Annotated in this window: 14 protein-coding genes; 4 read left to right on the forward strand and 10 right to left on the reverse strand. The window is 34.9% G+C overall.

What is annotated here, in order from left to right:
- Positions 1-79: 79 nt before the first annotated feature.
- Positions 80-1252 (forward strand): GlmU family protein, encoded by a 1173-nt coding sequence (locus A9Q93_RS07720; RefSeq protein ID WP_303686810.1) that lies wholly within the window; start codon positions 80-82, stop codon positions 1250-1252.
- On the opposite strand, the gene A9Q93_RS07725 is transcribed toward A9Q93_RS07720, so the two are convergent.
- Positions 1249-1632: a hypothetical protein gene (locus A9Q93_RS07725; protein ID WP_303686811.1), complete on the reverse strand. Its 384-nt coding sequence runs from the start codon at positions 1630-1632 to the stop codon at positions 1249-1251. The two genes, A9Q93_RS07720 and A9Q93_RS07725, sit on opposite strands and share 4 nt — an antisense overlap.
- A gap of 105 nt (positions 1633-1737) precedes the next feature.
- Here A9Q93_RS07725 and A9Q93_RS07730 point away from each other — a divergent pair, with 105 nt between their 5' ends.
- Entirely contained in the window at positions 1738-4155 is a 2418-nt protein-coding gene (locus A9Q93_RS07730; protein WP_303686812.1) for a zinc-dependent metalloprotease, read from the forward strand.
- 106 nt (positions 4156-4261) lie between these two features.
- Here A9Q93_RS07730 and A9Q93_RS07735 read toward each other — a convergent pair whose 3' ends face one another.
- Entirely contained in the window at positions 4262-6106 is a 1845-nt protein-coding gene (locus A9Q93_RS07735; protein WP_303686813.1) for a PLP-dependent transferase, read from the reverse strand.
- A 175-nt stretch (positions 6107-6281) separates the two neighbouring features.
- Between A9Q93_RS07735 and A9Q93_RS07740 the strand changes: the two genes are divergently transcribed.
- Positions 6282-7076, forward strand: a complete 795-nt coding sequence (locus tag A9Q93_RS07740) for a carboxypeptidase-like regulatory domain-containing protein (protein ID WP_303686814.1) — start codon at positions 6282-6284, stop codon at positions 7074-7076.
- 12 nt (positions 7077-7088) lie between these two features.
- Here the strand turns inward: A9Q93_RS07740 and A9Q93_RS07745 are convergent, their stop codons facing one another.
- From A9Q93_RS07745 to A9Q93_RS07780, 8 genes are all read right to left on the reverse strand, one after another.
- Entirely contained in the window at positions 7089-7697 is a 609-nt protein-coding gene (locus A9Q93_RS07745; RefSeq protein ID WP_303686815.1) for a DUF6624 domain-containing protein, read from the reverse strand.
- A 13-nt stretch (positions 7698-7710) separates the two neighbouring features.
- Complete coding sequence (locus A9Q93_RS07750; RefSeq protein WP_303686816.1) at positions 7711-8298, reverse strand: 2OG-Fe(II) oxygenase; 588 nt, start codon at positions 8296-8298, stop codon at positions 7711-7713.
- 292 nt (positions 8299-8590) lie between these two features.
- Positions 8591-9262 (reverse strand): haloacid dehalogenase type II, encoded by a 672-nt coding sequence (locus tag A9Q93_RS07755; protein ID WP_303686817.1) that lies wholly within the window; start codon positions 9260-9262, stop codon positions 8591-8593.
- 191 nt (positions 9263-9453) lie between these two features.
- Positions 9454-11418, reverse strand: a complete 1965-nt coding sequence (locus A9Q93_RS07760; RefSeq protein WP_303686818.1) for a DUF2075 domain-containing protein — start codon at positions 11416-11418, stop codon at positions 9454-9456.
- A gap of 165 nt (positions 11419-11583) precedes the next feature.
- The gene (locus A9Q93_RS07765; RefSeq protein ID WP_303686819.1) at positions 11584-12195 is read right to left on the reverse strand and encodes a hypothetical protein; all 612 of its coding nucleotides are present in this window, start codon (positions 12193-12195) and stop codon (positions 11584-11586) included.
- A 161-nt stretch (positions 12196-12356) separates the two neighbouring features.
- Positions 12357-14126: an ATP-dependent endonuclease gene (locus tag A9Q93_RS07770; RefSeq protein ID WP_303686820.1), complete on the reverse strand. Its 1770-nt coding sequence runs from the start codon at positions 14124-14126 to the stop codon at positions 12357-12359.
- A 667-nt stretch (positions 14127-14793) separates the two neighbouring features.
- Positions 14794-15543: a DUF2182 domain-containing protein gene (locus A9Q93_RS07775; RefSeq protein ID WP_303686821.1), complete on the reverse strand. Its 750-nt coding sequence runs from the start codon at positions 15541-15543 to the stop codon at positions 14794-14796.
- Entirely contained in the window at positions 15540-17063 is a 1524-nt protein-coding gene (locus A9Q93_RS07780) for a tyrosinase family protein (protein ID WP_303686822.1), read from the reverse strand. Before A9Q93_RS07780 ends, A9Q93_RS07775 begins: the two co-directional genes overlap by 4 nt.
- 617 nt (positions 17064-17680) lie before the next feature.
- On the opposite strand from A9Q93_RS07780, the gene A9Q93_RS07785 reads away from it, so the two are divergent.
- Positions 17681-18588, forward strand: a 908-nt coding sequence (locus tag A9Q93_RS07785; protein WP_303686823.1) for a proton-conducting transporter membrane subunit, incomplete at its 3' end; no start/stop codon positions are given.

Consider the following 18588-nt stretch of genomic DNA (forward strand, 5'->3'; position numbering starts at 1 on the left):
AAGAACCTCTTTAAATTTTACTCAAATATATTTGTTTTGGTTATTCTTTTACGACCTTTGAATTTCAAATTGATCAGAAATGAACTTCATCCTAGCAGACTTTAATAAACACACCACTTTATTACCATTTACATATACACGACCTACTTGTGAGCTGCGTTGTGGAATCTTAACACTACGAGAGAAATGGGAAAAATTACTCGGTGAAAAAGTAAGCTTTCAAACAGAAGGGTACCTGCAGACTAAATATCCATTGGTGGAAACTGATGATAATATCGTTATTGCAGGAAATGTTTTTGCCACAGCTGCATTATGTAAAGCGATCAAGAATTTGAAACCAGAACAAAAATTGCTGGCTGGAAATGAGATTATCGCTTACCGAGTGAATAAATTGCATACACCTACGATAGAACTTGAGCAAGTTCTTTTTTTAGAAGAAGAAGTGGACGGTATTGATTTTACCTGGGACATTTTTGCAAAAAACGGTAAAGCGCTTGAAGCCGATTTTAATTTAATTACCAAAGGAAGAAAAAGTCAACCTATTCCTGATTCTGTTAACTACATTAATGAAGATCGTATTTTCATTGAAGAAGGAGCAAAGCTGCAATTTGCCACATTAAATGCCTCTACAGGTGCCATTTATATAGGTAAAAACGCCGAAGTGATGGAAGGATCTATCATACGCGGTGCTTTTGCACTTTGTGATCATAGTGCGACTAAATTAGGAACAAAAGTCTACGGACCAACTACGGTAGGACCACATTCTAAAATAGGCGGTGAGGTTAGCAACTCTGTTATTTTTGGCTTTTCTAATAAAGGTCATGAAGGTTTCTTAGGAAACTCAGTTCTAGGAGAATGGTGTAATCTAGGAGCAGATACCAATACCAGTAACTTAAAAAACAACTATGCCGAAGTAAAGTTATGGAGCTATGAAACAGGCCGTTTTGCAAAAACTGGTCTTCAATTTTGTGGTCTCATGATGGGCGATCATTCTAAATGTGGTATCAACACCATGTTCAACACAGGTACGGTGATAGGAGTAAGCGCAAATATTTACGGCGCTGGTTACCCACGTAATTTTATCCCATCATTTAATTGGGGTGGACCACAAGGAAACATGACTTATAAAACTAACAAAGCTTATGAAGTTGCCGATGTCGTTATGAAAAGACGTGGCTTATCGCTTGAGCAAGTTGACATAGATATTCTAGATCATATTTTTGAGGCGACTACCAAATACCGTAAAGATTAATTGACTCTGACATAACGCTCTCCGCAAGGTTCAATGCAAAAGTGATTTACTTCAAGCATGTTCCCATTGAGTGCATATGTACCTGTGCAATTATCTACATCTATCGTGGTGTTGGTTGTGTCATAAGTGCCTGTCGTTGTTGCTTGTGTTAAACTACCAAAACAAAAACTTACATTGCAATTTACCACTCCAGTTGATAGAAATTGGAGTGTTTTTCCAGTCGCTGGTTGGTAAGTGCCGCTACCATCGCCTGGATCGGCTAGAATTGCAACTAATTCCCAGTTACCTTCAATTCCTTGTGGTGCGTTATTGGTATCATCATCAGTATTACAAGAAATTACAATGAGTGTTAATGAAAATAAGAAAAGTAACTTTTTCATGGCTGGGTCATTTATTCAATAGATGCAAGTAATATTAAAAGGTTGCGTTTGAATTATTTTAATTCTTGTAAGAATCCGCTACCTTTCGTTTTTTAAAATTAGCACATGAAAAGTTTCTACCACATTTTTTGGTTGTTTTTGTTGGTTTCCGCTTTCGCGAAAGCGCAATCCACATCATCATCTCAACCATTTACAGGCTATTACGATTTTATCTATAATGAAGATAAAGGAACTATTCTTCTAGAGGTCCAAGACTTGAACAAAGAATTTCTTTATGTTCATTCTTTAACTAGTGGTGTAGGGTCTAATGATTTAGGATTAGACCGAGGACAATTAGGTGATGGAGTTGTAGTAAAATGGATTAAAAGCGGGAATAAGTTATTATTAATGCAACCTAATCTAGGTTATCGTGCGAGTTCCACAAATCCAGACGAAAAAACCTCTGTAGAACAAGCTTTTGCACGATCTGTTTTATTTGGTTTTGAAATTAAAGAAAAGAAAAACGATAATTTTATAATCGATTTGACTCCATTCTTGATGCAAGATGCTCACGGAGTTGCAAAACGTTTAAAAGACCGTAAACAAGGATCCTACAAATTGGACAAATCGCGTAGTACGATATGGATGGAAAACACCAAGAGTTTTCCTAAAAACACCGAGTTTGAAGCCATGCTCACGTTTACAGGAACGCCTACTGGTAGAGAAGTACGCAGCGTTGCGCCAGATGCTAGCAGTATCACGGTTATTCAGCACCATAGTTTTGTGGAGTTGCCAGACAGTAATTATGAACCAAGAGTATTTCATCCTCGTAGCGGATCGTTTTATAGAAGTTATATGGATTACAGTGTGCCAGTTTATGAGCCTATTCAAAAGCGATTTATTACACGTCACAGATTAGAAAAGAAAAATCCGCAAGCTGCTGTCAGTGATGCGGTAGAACCAATTATATATTACCTAGATCGAGGTACACCAGAACCAGTAAGAAGTGCGTTACTAGAAGGCGCAGGCTGGTGGAATCAAGCTTTTGAAGATGCTGGATATTCAAATGCGTTTCAAGTAAAAATGTTACCAGAAGATGCCGACCCTATGGATGTGCGTTACAATGTCATTCAATGGGTACATCGCAGTACGCGAGGCTGGAGTTATGGTGGTAGTGTTGTAGATCCACGAACTGGTGAGATCATTAAAGGTCATGTAAGTCTAGGAAGTTTGCGCATCCGTCAGGATTTTATGATCGCCCAAGGTTTGTTAAAAGATCCATTTAAAGAAAATGATGATAATCATGATGCGATGATGGAAATGGCACTAGCAAGAATAAGACAGCTAGGTGCTCACGAAGTAGGACATACCTTAGGTTTTGCGCATAATTTTGCTGCAAGTACTGAAAGCCGTGCGAGTGTTATGGATTATCCACATCCTAAGTATGATATTGTAGATGGTAAAATCTCTTTAAAAGATGCCTATGCTGTAGGAATAGGAAGCTGGGATAATTTAACCGTGCAATATTCTTATGGGAATCCAGTGGGCAAGCAAACCGAAGATTCTTATTTAAAATCAATCATTAAAAAAGCAACTACAGCTAATCACAAATTCATTTCAGACAGCGATGCCAGAGCTACAGGTGGAGCAAATGCAAGTGCACATCTTTGGGATAATGGCGCTAGTCCTACAGAAGAATTACATCATATTTTAAAAGTAAGAGAGATCGCTATGAATCAATTCTCTATTCATAATATCAAGTCTGGTGAACCTTTGAGTGTTTTAGAAGATGTTTTTGTACCAGTTTATTTTGCCCATCGCTACCAGGTAGAAGCAGCCGTAAAGTTAATAGGTGGAGTAGCATATGAGTATGAAACAAAAGATGGAACAAATGCTGAGTTTAAGAAGGTTGCTACTGGTAAACAACAAGAAGCTTTGCGCGCAATTCTAAAATCTATTGATCCATCCACGCTTAAAATTCCACAGAATGTATTGGATTTATTTCCTCCACGAGCTTATGGTTATGGTAGAACTAGAGAAAGTTTTAAATCACAAACCGGCGTTACATTTGATGCATTAACAGCGGCTGCGACTAGTGTAGACATGACTTTGGATTTACTATTTCATCCACAACGTGTGAATAGAATTGCTACTCAAAATGCTTTACATAAACAAAATAATGCAGATCCTGATAGCGCTGCAATGACACTAGACGTAATTCTTTCTCATGTAGCCGATCAAGTATTTACTGATAGAAATGCTGACGATTCTTATGTTACGGCCATTAATCAAAGAAGTCAAGAGCTGTTTTTAACTCACCTCATGAATTTAATCGCGAGCACTAGAACAATTGTTCAAGTTAAGGCTGCTGCAAGAAAACAACTCGATAAGATAGAAAACGATTTAAGCAAAAGAAAAGCCTTTGAAAGAGAACTCTTATCTCAAATACAGCACTTCAACGCACATCCAGAACTATTCAAAGTAAAGCCGTTGCCTAGTATTCCTGATGGTAGTCCTATAGGTTGTGGCTTGTCTAGCACATAGAATTTTTGAAATCCGCTTTCGCGAAAGCGAGATCATAACAACAATAAAAAAGCTCTTAAAAGTAACTAGTCTTTTAAGAGCTTTTAATTTAATGATAAGTACTGTATTAAATACTTTTTACAAAGTCTCTAAAAACTTCTTTATGTTTTTCTAAATCAAGATCTGGTGAAAGAGAAGCTCGTACGATGTAATCCTTATCACCTTCCTTAGTAGTTCCTTGTGTAGATGTGGCTGGAATAGTCCAGTAACAGCCTTTTAACTGGCCATAGCTCACACAAAACTTACTTTCATCAGGGATCTCTTTGATCATGAGGTTAATCAACTTAAGATTAAGCTCTCTTTTGTACTGTTCCTTTTCTTCTTCAGTGTTTCCTTTAGTAGGAAGATCTAGAGAAAATACAGAAGGAGTGAAGCCTTCTTCAGCTAGTTGTTCTGATACAAAATTGATTTTGGCACTAGGCAAGGTTTCTTCAATGAATGTAACAAACTCACGAGTGTTAGTATACGCATCTGCAATACGTTGATTCATTGAAGGCAGTTGCTCGGCAAGTATCTCATATTGAAGTTGTGTAGCTTCATTATCACAAAGTTCTAAGTGCAACGCGATTTTATCCATCAATCGTTGCGTCTTATTGTTTCCTACACAGTATCCTGCGGTACAACGGCCACCACTAGGGAATTTTGAACCACTAGCATAAGCAATAGTTCTTACTGTGCTAAGCATTTTATTTTCTCCTAGAAAGTGCACATTAGGACAAAATGTTTGATCTAATATAAATACAGGATCTATTGCTGTCTCACCTGCGACTGTTTTACGTTCTCTACTTAGTACTTCTTTTAATTTTACTAGATCTGGAACTTCCACACGTGGATTAGTCGGTATCTCTGCAATAATGTAGGGTATGGCGTCCTGCTGTGCGATCTGTTCTAAAACACGATCAATACTTTGCACCATATCATTATCACCATCCACAGGTAAATCTACAATTTCTATATGATCTAAGCAGGCAGCTACGCGTCTAGCTTGATCGTTTGTACCTCCATAACAATTAGGTGGCACAATAAATTTTATGGCTTTTCCTTGATGGTTTTCTTGTGCGTCGTGAATCAATCCCATCATGATCGCGTATTGAACAGATAAACCACTAGAACCTACTAATGGATTGATTTGTGTCCCAGTTATTTCTTTTATAGAGGCTAGAACACTTTCTTTATTACTATCTAAGTTTTCATCTTTAGAATCAACAGTTTCACCTATAAATTCTTGTAACGCTGTAAGAGAGTCTGCTGGTGTCATGGCAACTGTTTCTCTTCTTCGCACATGTTGAATATCGGCTACGTAATCATTTTTATCCTTGCTATTGATGACAAGAATACTTCCTAATCGATCATGGAGACTTATAGAAAAATCTACCTTAGAATTTAATTCTACAGCATCTATTTGATCCTTGTGAGCTATAAAAATTGTGCTACCATCAAATTCTTTTATATCAGTTATACTGGATACTTTATTTAACTCAAAATCATAGCCGTAAACTTCTTTAACTAACTCATCTTTAAAAGATTTAGGGAGTTCACCTAAATAATTAATTTGGGTTCTTTTATTCAAGAATAAATTAGCTCTAAGTACGGCTAAAACAGGCACAGTTTGCGAGGCAAAACTGATCACGTTTTCTGCGTTGATGTCGTACTGTTTTGCAATTCCCCATTCTAGGACACAGGATAAAGGATGACCTAATCTTATGTAGTCGTAGGCCGTAGGAAGATTTTCTAGTGCGGCAAGGTCTGCTACATCATCGTTGTATAAATTTTCAAAATATTCAAGAAACTGGGTTTTGGCCAGTTTCTCATTGTAAATGTCTAATCTATGTGTTGTGATATCAATCCATCCTGCTGGTTGATGATCTAAGACTTTTTTAATAAAATTTATACTTCTTGCTTTTTGCGTCATATCATTAGTTATGGAATACAAAAATAGGGTTTATTAAGACCGATAGAAAAGCTTTAACAAGACCTTTTCAATGCTCACATAGTCCCTAGTTATAGCACTTTATTTAACAGAAAGTTATCTATTTGATTCTAACAGTTGTTCCAGTTTGAGATTATCTTTAAAGAAAATGAAGCCCATGAAAAATATCTGTCTATTTATTTCTTGTTGTTTAAGTTTTACCTCATTTGCTCAAGATATTACTAGAACCAAGGTCGATGGTAAAATCATAGTAGAAGGAAGTGATGTTTATGGTATCACCATTTATAATACTGATTCTAATAAAGGAACTCTTACGGATGCTAAAGGCGCGTTCACACTTGAAGTGGCGTTGAATGATTTAATCGAGGTAAGAGCTATAGAGTACAAAAACTTCGATTTACGTATCAATCAAGCACAATTAGATTCTAAAAAGTTATTTGTATTCTTAATTGAAGAAATTGAAAAACTAGACGAGGTAATCATCGTTTCCGCCAACAAATTGACTGGAGACTTAAAGCAAGATGTAACTAGATCCAAGCCTTATGTTTTAAATTCCAACGCAGCTTACTTTGGAGTAAAGAAAGATATCAAAGACTTTGGCGGAAATAACAAGGAACAAATTGAAGAAATAGGCGTGCAATCACAGTCTGCGCAAGTTGTTAATAGTTTGAACTTAACAAATGTTGTGGATCAATTATTAATTCCTCTTTTTAGGTCAGAAGTGCCAGATAAAGAAGCTGCTGGAGTTCCTGAAGTACCGGCAAAATCTATTAAATATTACCTAGGTTCTTCTTTTCTGGTAAATAACTTCAACATTCCAGAGCATCGAGTAGAAGAGTTCATACGCTATGTAGAATCAAAAAGCTTTGATTTCAACTTGCTCAATTATGGTAATGAGCTGGAGTTTCTCGCGGTACTAGATAAAAAGAGTAAAGAATTTTTAAAAAACTAGCTCAAAGAAAGACTAAGGCTTAATTAACCAGCCTACTTTATATTTCCATAATTTGATCTGGTGTCTATGCGATTCAAGATCAGTAGGGCAGTGGTTGTTATCTCTCTGAGCTTGTAATCTAATTATTTGCGTTTGTTCTTCTAGAGAGTTCCATCCTATGCTCTTTCTCCTCTTATTTACTTTAACAAGATCGTCGTACACTTGCGGGCTCAATTTGCCAGCGTTATCCCAATCAAATTGTGTCCCATATAATTGTGGTCGTTCTTCATAAACCGCTATACGATCGCTTAGGTATGCGAGTTGTTCTCTAGAATGTTGCCCTAAGTCTTTAGTAGACATGATCATATCACGATATTTTTTCATAAAGCTAGGTAAACTTATGGCGTGCTGTACAACTAGCCATGCAGCTTTACTAGCTTCTTTACCTACTTTTTCGAGGCTTGGAAATCCATATTGATCAATAATCTCGTTGAGCCTATGAGCATTAGAAATATGCAGCTCTTCCATTTCTTTGTTATAGCCGTCAAATAGCTTTCCCTCTTTTAATAAACGATCACGCATTGCTAGATCATTATTTTTAAGAGCGACTATTTTATCAATGATGTTCTTTGTGTAAATCAATTGATCTAAAGATTTAACGATACGGTGGTCCAGAAACCCAACCTACGATGCTTTGTCTGGTCCCTTTAGTAATAGGAGTGACGCGGTGCATGATAAAAGAAGGGAATATAACTATAGTTCCTTTTTTTCTAGGGGCATTCACAATTTCATTATTAATCATGAACTGTAAATCGCCACCTTCATATTCTTCTTCATCAGATAGTTGTATAGTCATGCTCAATTTTCTATTTGAGATTTCTCCAGCTCCAAAATCCAGGTGCCAGTCAAAAAAATTCCCTTCAGAATACTTAGTGAGTTGCAACTCTTGATGAAAACCTAACAAATCAAAATGGAAGCGTTCTTGATTACAATTGATAGCCAAAGCTCCTAATTTGCTATAAATCCAATCGTTCTCATGTGTGTTATCAATAAACATAACCGAGCTTTTACGTAATGCATCATTGTACTTTTTATCACCACTTAACGTGGCTTTGATCGTTTTATCATCCTCCCAAAAATCGATGATTCTATCTATCTCGTGCGGTAAAAAAAGACCTTGATAATAGATGAACTCAGCAAAATTGTGAAGTTGTGGTAATCCAAATGTATAATTTATAGCCATGAGAAATTAGGTTAGTGTTCAATGGTAAAGTTATTGTTTTCTTGATTTATTCTCTTTAATTTTTTGTTCCGCTTTTGCAAAAGCAACAAAATCATAATACTTAAACATAAATTTTACTATTTAATAATGAGTCAACCTTTTAATAAACGTTGCCTTTAGTGAATAGAATAATGGATGGTATTGTTTCGCTTTCGCGAAAGCGAGATACAACAACTTACTTATAAATAATAGGAATGGAGTAGGATATATGAAGATTAGAAAAAACCCTTGCAGTAGGAAGAGAAAGAAAGGACTAACTTTTAAAGTTGAATATTTGTCGCATTAAATCTGTCATATCAGTAGCGGTAAAGTTTGCTGGAGTGTAGAATGGATGGTAGATTTCTCTTTTTCTACTGATGTAAGCCGTGCTGAGACCAGCTTTTTTGGCTCCGAATAAATCCCAATCGTGTGTCGCTACCATAAAGATGTCTTCTAGTGTGAGGTTTTCTTGTTGCGCAACAGAAAGGTAAATATCTTCAAAGGGCTTGTATTTGCTCACATCATCTACAGAATAATAAGAATCAAAAAGATCCATAATGCTTGCATTAGAAAGTTGTTCCTTAATCATCTCTAGAGAAGAATTAGATAGCGCCACGACACGTATGTCATTTGCTCTGAGCAATTCCAGCGCAGGTCGCACATCATCATAGGCTGGTAATTTTTTGAAAGCGCCTAAAATTTCGTTTTTAGTTTCTTGACTTAAAGCCAACTCATTCTCATAAAACAGTTGTTCTAATGCTACAGCCGCTAGCTCACCAAAATCTTTATAAACTCCCATAATTCCCATCACGGTAGAACTATGCAATAATTTGGTAAACCAATACTTAAGCGCGTACTTATCTTCAAAATGTTTATCAAACTGCTTCTCCAGAAGACTTAGGTTCAATAAAGTTTCATTCATATCAAAGAAGACAGCTTTTTTCATGTGTAAGATGTATAGGTCTAAAGTTCTAAAGGTAGAATAGATTGGTATTTATATGATGAGATTAATTATAAAATATGTTAAAATAAAAAGCTTAGAAATCAAATTACTGACTTCTAAGCCTCAAAAAATAGTCTCCAAATGAGGTGAACAAAAAGGTTGCTTTTACCTCAGTACTATGTTTTAGACCATTTTTATATTTCTTCAATTCCTATGTCTTTAAAATACTTCCAAGTTTCATCATAAAATTCATTTGGTCTAGTATGATCAATTTCTGAACCGTTTGGGATATAAATTATCATCCCTTGTCTTGCTCTTGTTAATAAAACTCTATAGGTATTCTTTAAATATTCTTTGCTAATTTCTTGATTAATATTCATCCACTTAGTTCCTTTAAAACTTTGATACTTCCAAGAGTTGTCTTTTAAATGAAAGTTCGCTCCCCAAGCTAAACAAGACCAATCTATTTCTAAGCCCTGAATGTCAAACTCTGTTGCGATTTCTTCTAAAAAATAAGATGACCTAATATCTTCTTTATAATTCAGAAACCAATTTGGTGCGGATATTTCGTTTTTTACATCAATTCCTAATGGTCTTAACCTACGAGCACCAGAAGAAGCAATTAAACCAGTTCTTTCACTACCTTTAGCTCTATTTCTAATCCAACTTTTTGCTTTTGACAAATCTCTTGTTATTAGTATAGGGAAGTCATTTTTAATTTCCGAGTACAGTAGCATTGTTTTTTCAATATTTAACTCTAGCAATTCGTGCACAAAAGCTGAAAGTTTCTCTGATCTAAATGATCTTACAGAAACGGATAAATGTAATTCAGGTTCAGATTTAGCATTTTCAACTAACCAGTTTCTTTGCTCTACTGTTTTAATATAATTTTTACTATCTGTAATTAAATTTGAATAATGAACATTCCAGTCTTTGAATTTTCTTTGAAATGAGTTTATCCATTCTTCTAGACCGGCTTCACCAGTATTAATTTCTTGTCCACCACCTATTAAACAAACGATCGTGCACCAGTCTTGGTGTCTATTCATTACATCAATTAAGAATTCCGGTTCAGACATTTCGAAATCTTCAATACCTTTCTTCCTTTTCATAAAGGAACTTACTTGTTTTTTATTCCAAGCTCGTTGAGCTTCGTCAAAAACAACCACTTTTTCAGTTGGCTCAACTAGGTGTTTTAAATATTCATCTCTAAAATGGTGAATGTTTTGTATAAAAGCATTTGTTTTTCGTTTAGCATCTTCCTTTTTGATAGGTGTTCCCTCAATTTTAGAATTCAAGACCAAATCTCTAACTAATGCTTCTCTTAAAACCTCTACTAATGGACCATTTCCTGACAAAAAAACTGCATGTTCATCTTCATCAGCTTTTATTCGGTCATTTGCAATATTTAATCCTGCTAATGTTTTACCTGCACCTGGAACACCAGTCACAAAACAAATAGTTCTTTTCTGATTCAATTTAGAATCTTCAATAATTCTATTTAAGCAACTTGCTGTTTTTGATAAATTTATAGCTCCAGAATCAGATCTTGATATTTCTTCAACGTTATGACCTTTATAAAGAGCTTGTGCAGCTTCTACTATTGTTGGAGTAGGTTTGTATATAGATTGTTCCCAGCTTATAAAATCAAATGTATTTGTTGTATTTTCTGTAAACTGGTGCAGAAAATATCTTAAATTATTTTTATTTGATTTTACTACTTCGTTGTGATCTAAAACATTTTGAATGTTGCAATTTTCATCCGTTCCTTTAGTAGCTACTAAAACAGGGATCAATTCTGCCTTATGACTTCCTTCATGAAAGTTTTTCAAATCTAATGTATAATCTAATACTTGAGTTTGTGCATAGTTTTCATATCCGCCATCTCCTACTTTAAATTCTATTACAAATATTGAATTTTTTATAATTACAATATTGTCGACTCTTTTTCCCATTCGAGGGATTGCAAATTCAAAGTAAATTTTACCCTCTAATCCAGATAATTGATCTTTTAAAATTTCGATTTGTTTAACCCAAGCGTTTTTTTGAAGATCTTCTAATTGTCTATTGGAATGGTTAAAACTTAACTTTCCAAGAATTGAGTTATTATCTTCAGATATGAATTCTGATATTGAGTTTTTATAGTAGGATCTATTCATTAAATGTTTATGGTTTCTTAATGCAGTATAGCGATTTCGGCTATGAATAGTTGCGTGGGTTAGCACTTAATTTTTCAAGTACACACCAAACTGAAAATTCACGAGGATTTTTAGAAATAGGCTAGAACAAGCAATTACTTATAGCCATTGTTGTACATCTTTTTTTCATTCCGTTATTTTTATTTTTTCGTCAAACCAAACATCTTCGTATCCGTTTTTGTCAATTAAAAAGCGATAGCCAACATCAAGTCCGAAATATTTAATTAATTCAGGTCGGATTTGAAGTAAATGTTCCGCACACATTGGTCGGAAAAGTTCATCAGATTCCGAATATTCTCCTGTCCAAATGTACCAACCTGTAATTCCTTTTTCCTTTGGATGTCTCAATCCGTGAATTGGGTCAGCATTCAGGTCAGAACCAATTCCGATTTTCAGTTTTTTATTGATTGGGTTCCAATTAGACTCATACTTTTCGCAAATCTTTTTTTGTCGGTCGATATGTACGTTCCACAAATTATAATCCGCCAATAAATCCTCATCAGTTTTCAATTGATGTTTCCAAAGTCTTATGTTTTGTTTCGTAATCGGAAAGTTAATTTCTGGACTGTCCCATTGATAAATAATGTCAGATATTACATCATCTTCCCAATCAAAATGTTCTTCGGTTATTAAATTCCACGCATAATTTTCAAAATCTTTTTCTTCAATTTCTCCATTCAGATATTGGTCGCATTTTGCGATTAAGTCCGAGCGTGATATTTTAATTTCTTGATTCAACTCTGCGTTTTCTTAAATGGTGTACGACGGTCTCGGCTATGAGTAGTTGCGTGGTTTAGCACTTAGCTTTGCAAGTACACACCAAACTGAAAATCCGCGAGGATTTTCAGAAGTAGGCGAGAACAAGCAATTACTTATAGCCATTGTTGTGTGCCGTTTTTTTATTCAATTACTGTATTAATTATTGATTCTATATCTGTTGTACCATCCACAGAAACTGCGGATTGAATCCATTCATCCCTAGTCATTTCGTTAAACACATTTAGATTGTTTTTTGCTTTAAAGTTTACTCCAACTATATGTGTTTTTATCTCTTCTTTTATATCTGAATAATCTTCAATTTGAAATTCAGCTGGTAATTGAAAAGTATTTCCTAAAATTCTTTGAATAGCATCTCTTGAGTAATAATTTTCAATTTCTCTTTTGTGTAAAATCAAAACTTCTCCTCCAAGGTTTTCGACCTTTTCTATTAAGCTTGCTTTATTTGCCAATTTATTTTCATAATCAACTGCTCCTTTGTCGGAATCTAAAATGACAACAAATCTTCTATTTATTTTTTGACATAAACTAGCGTTTACAAAAAAGTCCACTTGGTCACCTCCACAAGGAATAAAAAGTAAATCTTCTGGTAAACTTCCATTAATTTTTTCAAATGCAATTTCCCAAAATTTGACATCTCCACTTCCTTCGACAAAAACTGCTTTTCGGTAGTTGTCATTTAGTAGATTATAGTTAGGTTTTATACCTAATTCTTTAATTACTATATCTAATATTTCGTGCTCATTCTCGAAATTATAATAATTTGATACTTCGTTTTCTTTCTTTACAACTACAATATTTGAATCTCTTGTTGAGCCTGCAAAGACAGGTGAATGTGTTGTTATAAAAAATTGACTATTATCTGACAGTTCAATTATTGAAGTAAGTAAATCTTGTTGTAATTCAGGATGAAGAAATGTTTCAGGTTCTTCAATACCAAATATCTGATATTTTTTAGTGTTTTTTTGAGCTAGATACTCAAAATAAGCAACCATCAATAATCTTTTAAAACCAGTCCCTTTATTGGAAATAGGAATATCAAAATTATCTGAACGGAACTTTAAAGACAGGTCAAACTTAACAAGATTTCCCCAGTTACAAACAGGCGAAGTGTTAATTCGTTCCAAATCAGGGACGTTTTTCTGCATTAATGTCGTGATGGTTGAAAATTCAGTTTCTAAATCTGTTTTCAGATTAGTTTCTATTTGATTTTTGAGATTTGCACTATTGTTTAAAGAATCTGTAGCGATTGGTTTGAATTGATTCTGAAATGTTGTTGAACCAATGTTTAAATCTTGTTCTGCATCAAATAAGGAATACACAGGTAGCTCGACAAAATCATATTGTTTTTTAATATTTTTCAAAAAGTCAGACGCTTCGTGTTCTTTTTCAACACGACCCAAATCAGTCGTATTATCGTTAATTAACTCAATTTTTGAAAGGTTAGTAACACCACGTCCTGAACGTGAGTAATCAATTCCTAACGATGAACAATAAGCGTTAATTTCTGATTCTTTGATTCCCCAACAATTTGAATAGTCTGGACTATTCAAATCATTGCAGATATACGTAACCGTTTTTACGACTCTTCCTTTAGAATTAAATTCAAAGGTTTTTTTAAGATGAATTTTACCATCTGAATCTAATGCTAGTGAATTGACTTCTTCACTTGGCTCAAATCTTAAAGCTATTTCTGTCTTGCATCCTTCTTGAATTCCTTTAAATATATCGTTAGTGTCAAATTTTTCATTGAAAAATGTATTTAGTGCTTTTAGAATATTTGATTTACCTGCATCATTTTTACCAACGAATGAGTTTATTTCTCCAACTTTTAATTTTTCTAATTCAGAAATTCCTCTGAAATTTTTAATGGTAATATCAAATATTTTCATTCAATTCTCGGTTTTGGTCAAATGGCACACAACTAGTTATATCATCTCAATCAAATACGTTATCCACTTCTCAATACTGGATAAACGTATTTAAATCTCTACTTAAGAACACCCAATTTAAAAGCTAACTTCCAACTTCTTTTACGGGAAACCGTAATCTTTAGGCGTTCTTATGTTTTAAATCTATAAAAAGAACTTGTAATACGTGCGCTTATTCTTACCTATTATATAAAATTGGGTATTTACCGCCATAGTTTGTAGCTTGATCAATTGAAATAGTGGCGTAGTAGCTGTGATATTTGTTATTGGGATTTAGCGTTAATTTAAAGTTGGATGTTTATATGTTCTTTGGTTTTATTTTTAGGAAGTGGTATGATGTGTTTCCGCTTTCGCGAAAGCGAACAAATAAAACCAAAAAACCACCCTACTTAAAAAAGATAGGATGGTTCAAATCTCTGGGAAATGAGAGACTTAGTTTAAAGACTTTCTGCTTGATCTAGAGCTTAAATTTAAAATAAGTTAATACAATATCTAGCATTTATACATTAACTTATTGATATCTAAATATTAACACCTATCTATAATTTATACTTAATTTAAGTGCTCAAGTTTTCAAATGATACTGTTATTATGATAGTGGCTGTAAAAAATGCAAATGAATTATGTGTTATCGCAACCGCATTCTTGTTTGAGCGATAAATATTTTAAATAGTTTTAATCGAAAGTCAACTTTCCAACTCGGGATGCGCGGATGATCCATATGTTCTCCTACCATTATGAATGTAACTAATAACATCGCTATGTTATGACCTTGAGGTAGGAGCATAGGAAATAGCATGAGTGCCCATCCAGATCCTACACACCACGCGCCATGCTCTGCACCAAAAGTGAAAGCATCACGCACTGCTGGTAAACCAAACGCAGCGATAGATTTATGATTATGACTGCGGTTTAAAAAGCGTTGCTTAATCGGTGAAAACTGCCATACTACTGCTATCACACCTATAAGCAGTGCGGGAAAATAGGACATAGGATACCACAAATTTGCTCCTATGATAATGGCATTCATAATAAAACCTACTGATATCCATACGATGGCATAACCTAAAACAAATAGGATAGATAAGAACAAGCGTTTGTTCTTAAAACTACGGTCGTAGATGTGCTGAATAGGTACGATCAACTTAGGTAACATCATGGCAAAGACCATAAGAGACCATCCTATCATCATGTCTGAGATAGGGTTCATTTGTAAGATCATTTGTAGGGACGCACTAGAATAGCCACCCATAGAAATGTGACAATGCTCTACGGTCATGATGTTGCCTGGATTAAAAAGTAATACTACCCAAAGCAACACACTTATCATTATAATAGAAATACTGATGTTATTTCTTACTGTTGCGGTATTTCTCATGATCCTTGTTGTTCTCGATAAATACTTACACGACCTATAGTGATGTCGTGACTCGCTGCAATATCATTATCTGGTACGATTTTAACATCTAGTTCATTAATATCTAAGGCATCATTGATATGTAAATCATCAAAAACATCTGTGATGTTTAATATAAAGGTTAATCCTTCACCGCCATGGTGACCATCTGCCTTTGAGGCATTGCGCAAACCGAATAAGGAAACATGATCTACATAAGTGTCGTTTACTGACACTGATAGCATGTTTGCATCTATATTTCCTTTTACGTTTTCTATTTGTAAATAGATATGATCTGGAATACTAGAAATAGACGCGCTTTTTAAACTGTTACGTACTGTTTTTAAAGGTTGCTTACTTAATTTGACATTGGCTTTCACACCATCAGATTGTAGATGGAGTGCTTTTTCATTTGCTCCTATTAATTCAGACGTTTCTCCTTTATCCATGGCAGCATCAATTGTAAGATTATCGGTGTTGATTCCTAATTTAGTAAATCTTTTTGTCAAAGCATCAGCCAGTAAAGGTTCTGATTCTGTATCTAAGCCTTCATAAGTGTAATCCAGTTTAGAAAGGCTATCCACTTCAGCAGGTGTAAAATTCCATGTCGTGCCATCTACCATAGGCATCATGAATTTTCTATCTCCTGAGGCTGTAGGACCTTTTAACCAGTTAGGGTCTGTAGGGTTGCTGTTTCCTAATGCATTCCACGCAGCCCACATGCGATCAATATTTGCATGGTGCAGGTAAAATATAGGATCTAGAGCGGCTATACCAGGATCCGACATGAGTCCCCATATATCATTTGCCTGTCCACCTACTTGAACGTGTACTTTATTATGCGGATTGCTCTCTAGATTACCGCTCACATTACCTCCATGAGAAAAACCTGATTTAGGACCACCATATCCAGGTCTAGTCGTTTGTGAATTACTACCGGTATAAAGGGTGTTTTTCTGGCAATCTCCAGATATAGGTGGTATTTCTATATAAATGTTTCTATCTCCTTTAGGACCAAACCTCGCGTTAACATACAAAGGATTTGCAGCGCCATCAGGTAAGTTCTTTTGGGTAAAAGCTGGTGGTATTTTATACTGTCCATCACCTCCTAAATAATTCCAATAGGGTAGTGCCCAATCATCAGGACCTCCTAGATCAATCACTGCTTTACGTAAATGACCTTCTAAAGCGATTAAGTAACCTCTATGCCATGGCACAAAATACCAACTTTGATGCTGACATTGATTCCAGAATTTCCCCTGCACGGATGCAGATGGAACTGGAGCTACAGGAACCACTGGCGGACCAGGAATGGTGCCCCAACCTGGAAATGTGGATTCTTCAATGTATTCTCCATGCATAGCGGCAAAAAACCACCAGCTGCTTTCATCATCAAGGGCTCTCGATTGAAGTGCTCCTACAGCCTTTGCATACCATAATAGGTCTGAGTTATCAAATGTACCTTGATTGTTCCATGCATTGTTTCTTAAATAAGTACTCATAATTGTTTTTTGAGATGGTTAGTAGTATTGATTTATAATTTGATTTCGCTATTGCGAAAGTGAAATGTTCCCTATTTGATTGACCCTAATACCACCGTATCAAGAGCTATATAAGTATCCTAGACCGTAGGAATGGCTAGAGCTTTGATGGTTGCTATAGTAATTGCTTTGCATAATTTGTGGTGAAACTACACTACCTAATAAAAGCAAATTACTGATAGTAATAGTTCATTAGGCAGTAGGACAGTATGCTGCACGTCTTTCATTGTTGTGGATTTTGATTAGTGGTTCTAAATTATAAAAAGAAAGAATAACAACGCGCTTTTTTATTAGTAACCTATTGATATTTGGGTAATTATACCCATTAATTTGTAAATTAACAGCTGTTTCTATAAATGGTTTTTGAATTATATCGCTTTCGCGAAAGCGGAATTTATATCATGATATTAGAAATTTATCTTTTATTTTGGTTCACAGAACGGACATTTAAAGAAACAATTGACCAACTTTTTGCATAACTTTTATTTATGTTATCTATATGTATTATAAATTGAAATTTATCTTTAAGTTTTTTAATCTTTGCACGCATAATAGAACTGATGTTTTAAAATCTTCTTATGATCTCAAATAACAATTTGCTCACAGATGCTTCTATCATTTCTGAAGCAAACGGTCCTGCAACAGGTACACAGCATCTCTCAAGGGTATTAAATGTTGTTTTATGGCTTTCATGTCTTGTTAATATAGGAGTTCTAATATTCTTTTTTCCAGATACACCAGAGTGGAATTTGCACAATGTTTTAAAAATTAATGGTTTTACCATTTTAATTTGGGCAACTGTGACTTTTTTTAGTGCCTTGATAAGTAGTTATTCTCAAAATTATCTAACAGGTTTTAGGTACGCGAGCAAGTTCAAGTTGCTTTGCTTAGGTTTTACCTTGTCGGTTATGCTATTTGTGATGTCTAATCATGTTGCTTTAATTATCACCAGCTGGTTGTTTATGGGTTTTTTAATGTCTCGATTAATAGGAGTGGACCAGCAATGGGCTGAAGCTAGAGCGGCTGCAAAGTTTACCTTAACTTACTTTGTATCAGGCACTGTTTTTCTAGCTGCAGGATTGTGTTTGCTCGCTTTTCAATTAGAGAATTATTATTTGAGCGATATCATACTTCAGTTAAATGAGTTACCGTATTATGTGGTACTTATTGCAGCCATTTGTATCATTATCGCAGCGATCATACAGTCTGCTATTTATCCATTTCACAGGTGGTTGCTTTCTGCCATGACATCGCCTACGCCAGCATCTGCACTAATGCATGCTGGTTTTGTAAATGGCTCTGGGATATTACTTGCGCTATTTGCGTCACTTATTTTTGTTTCAGAAACTCATAACGTTCTATTAATCATAGGTGGATTAACAGCCATAGTGGCTCAGTTTACTAAATTAATTCAAGTGAATGTAAAGCAAAAGCTAGCCTGTTCTACAATTGCACAAATGGGTTTTATGATCATGCAATGTGGATT

This window comes from Nonlabens dokdonensis (genome assembly GCF_002162835.1).
GTDB classification, from domain to species: Bacteria; Bacteroidota; Bacteroidia; order Flavobacteriales; family Flavobacteriaceae; genus Nonlabens; species Nonlabens dokdonensis_B.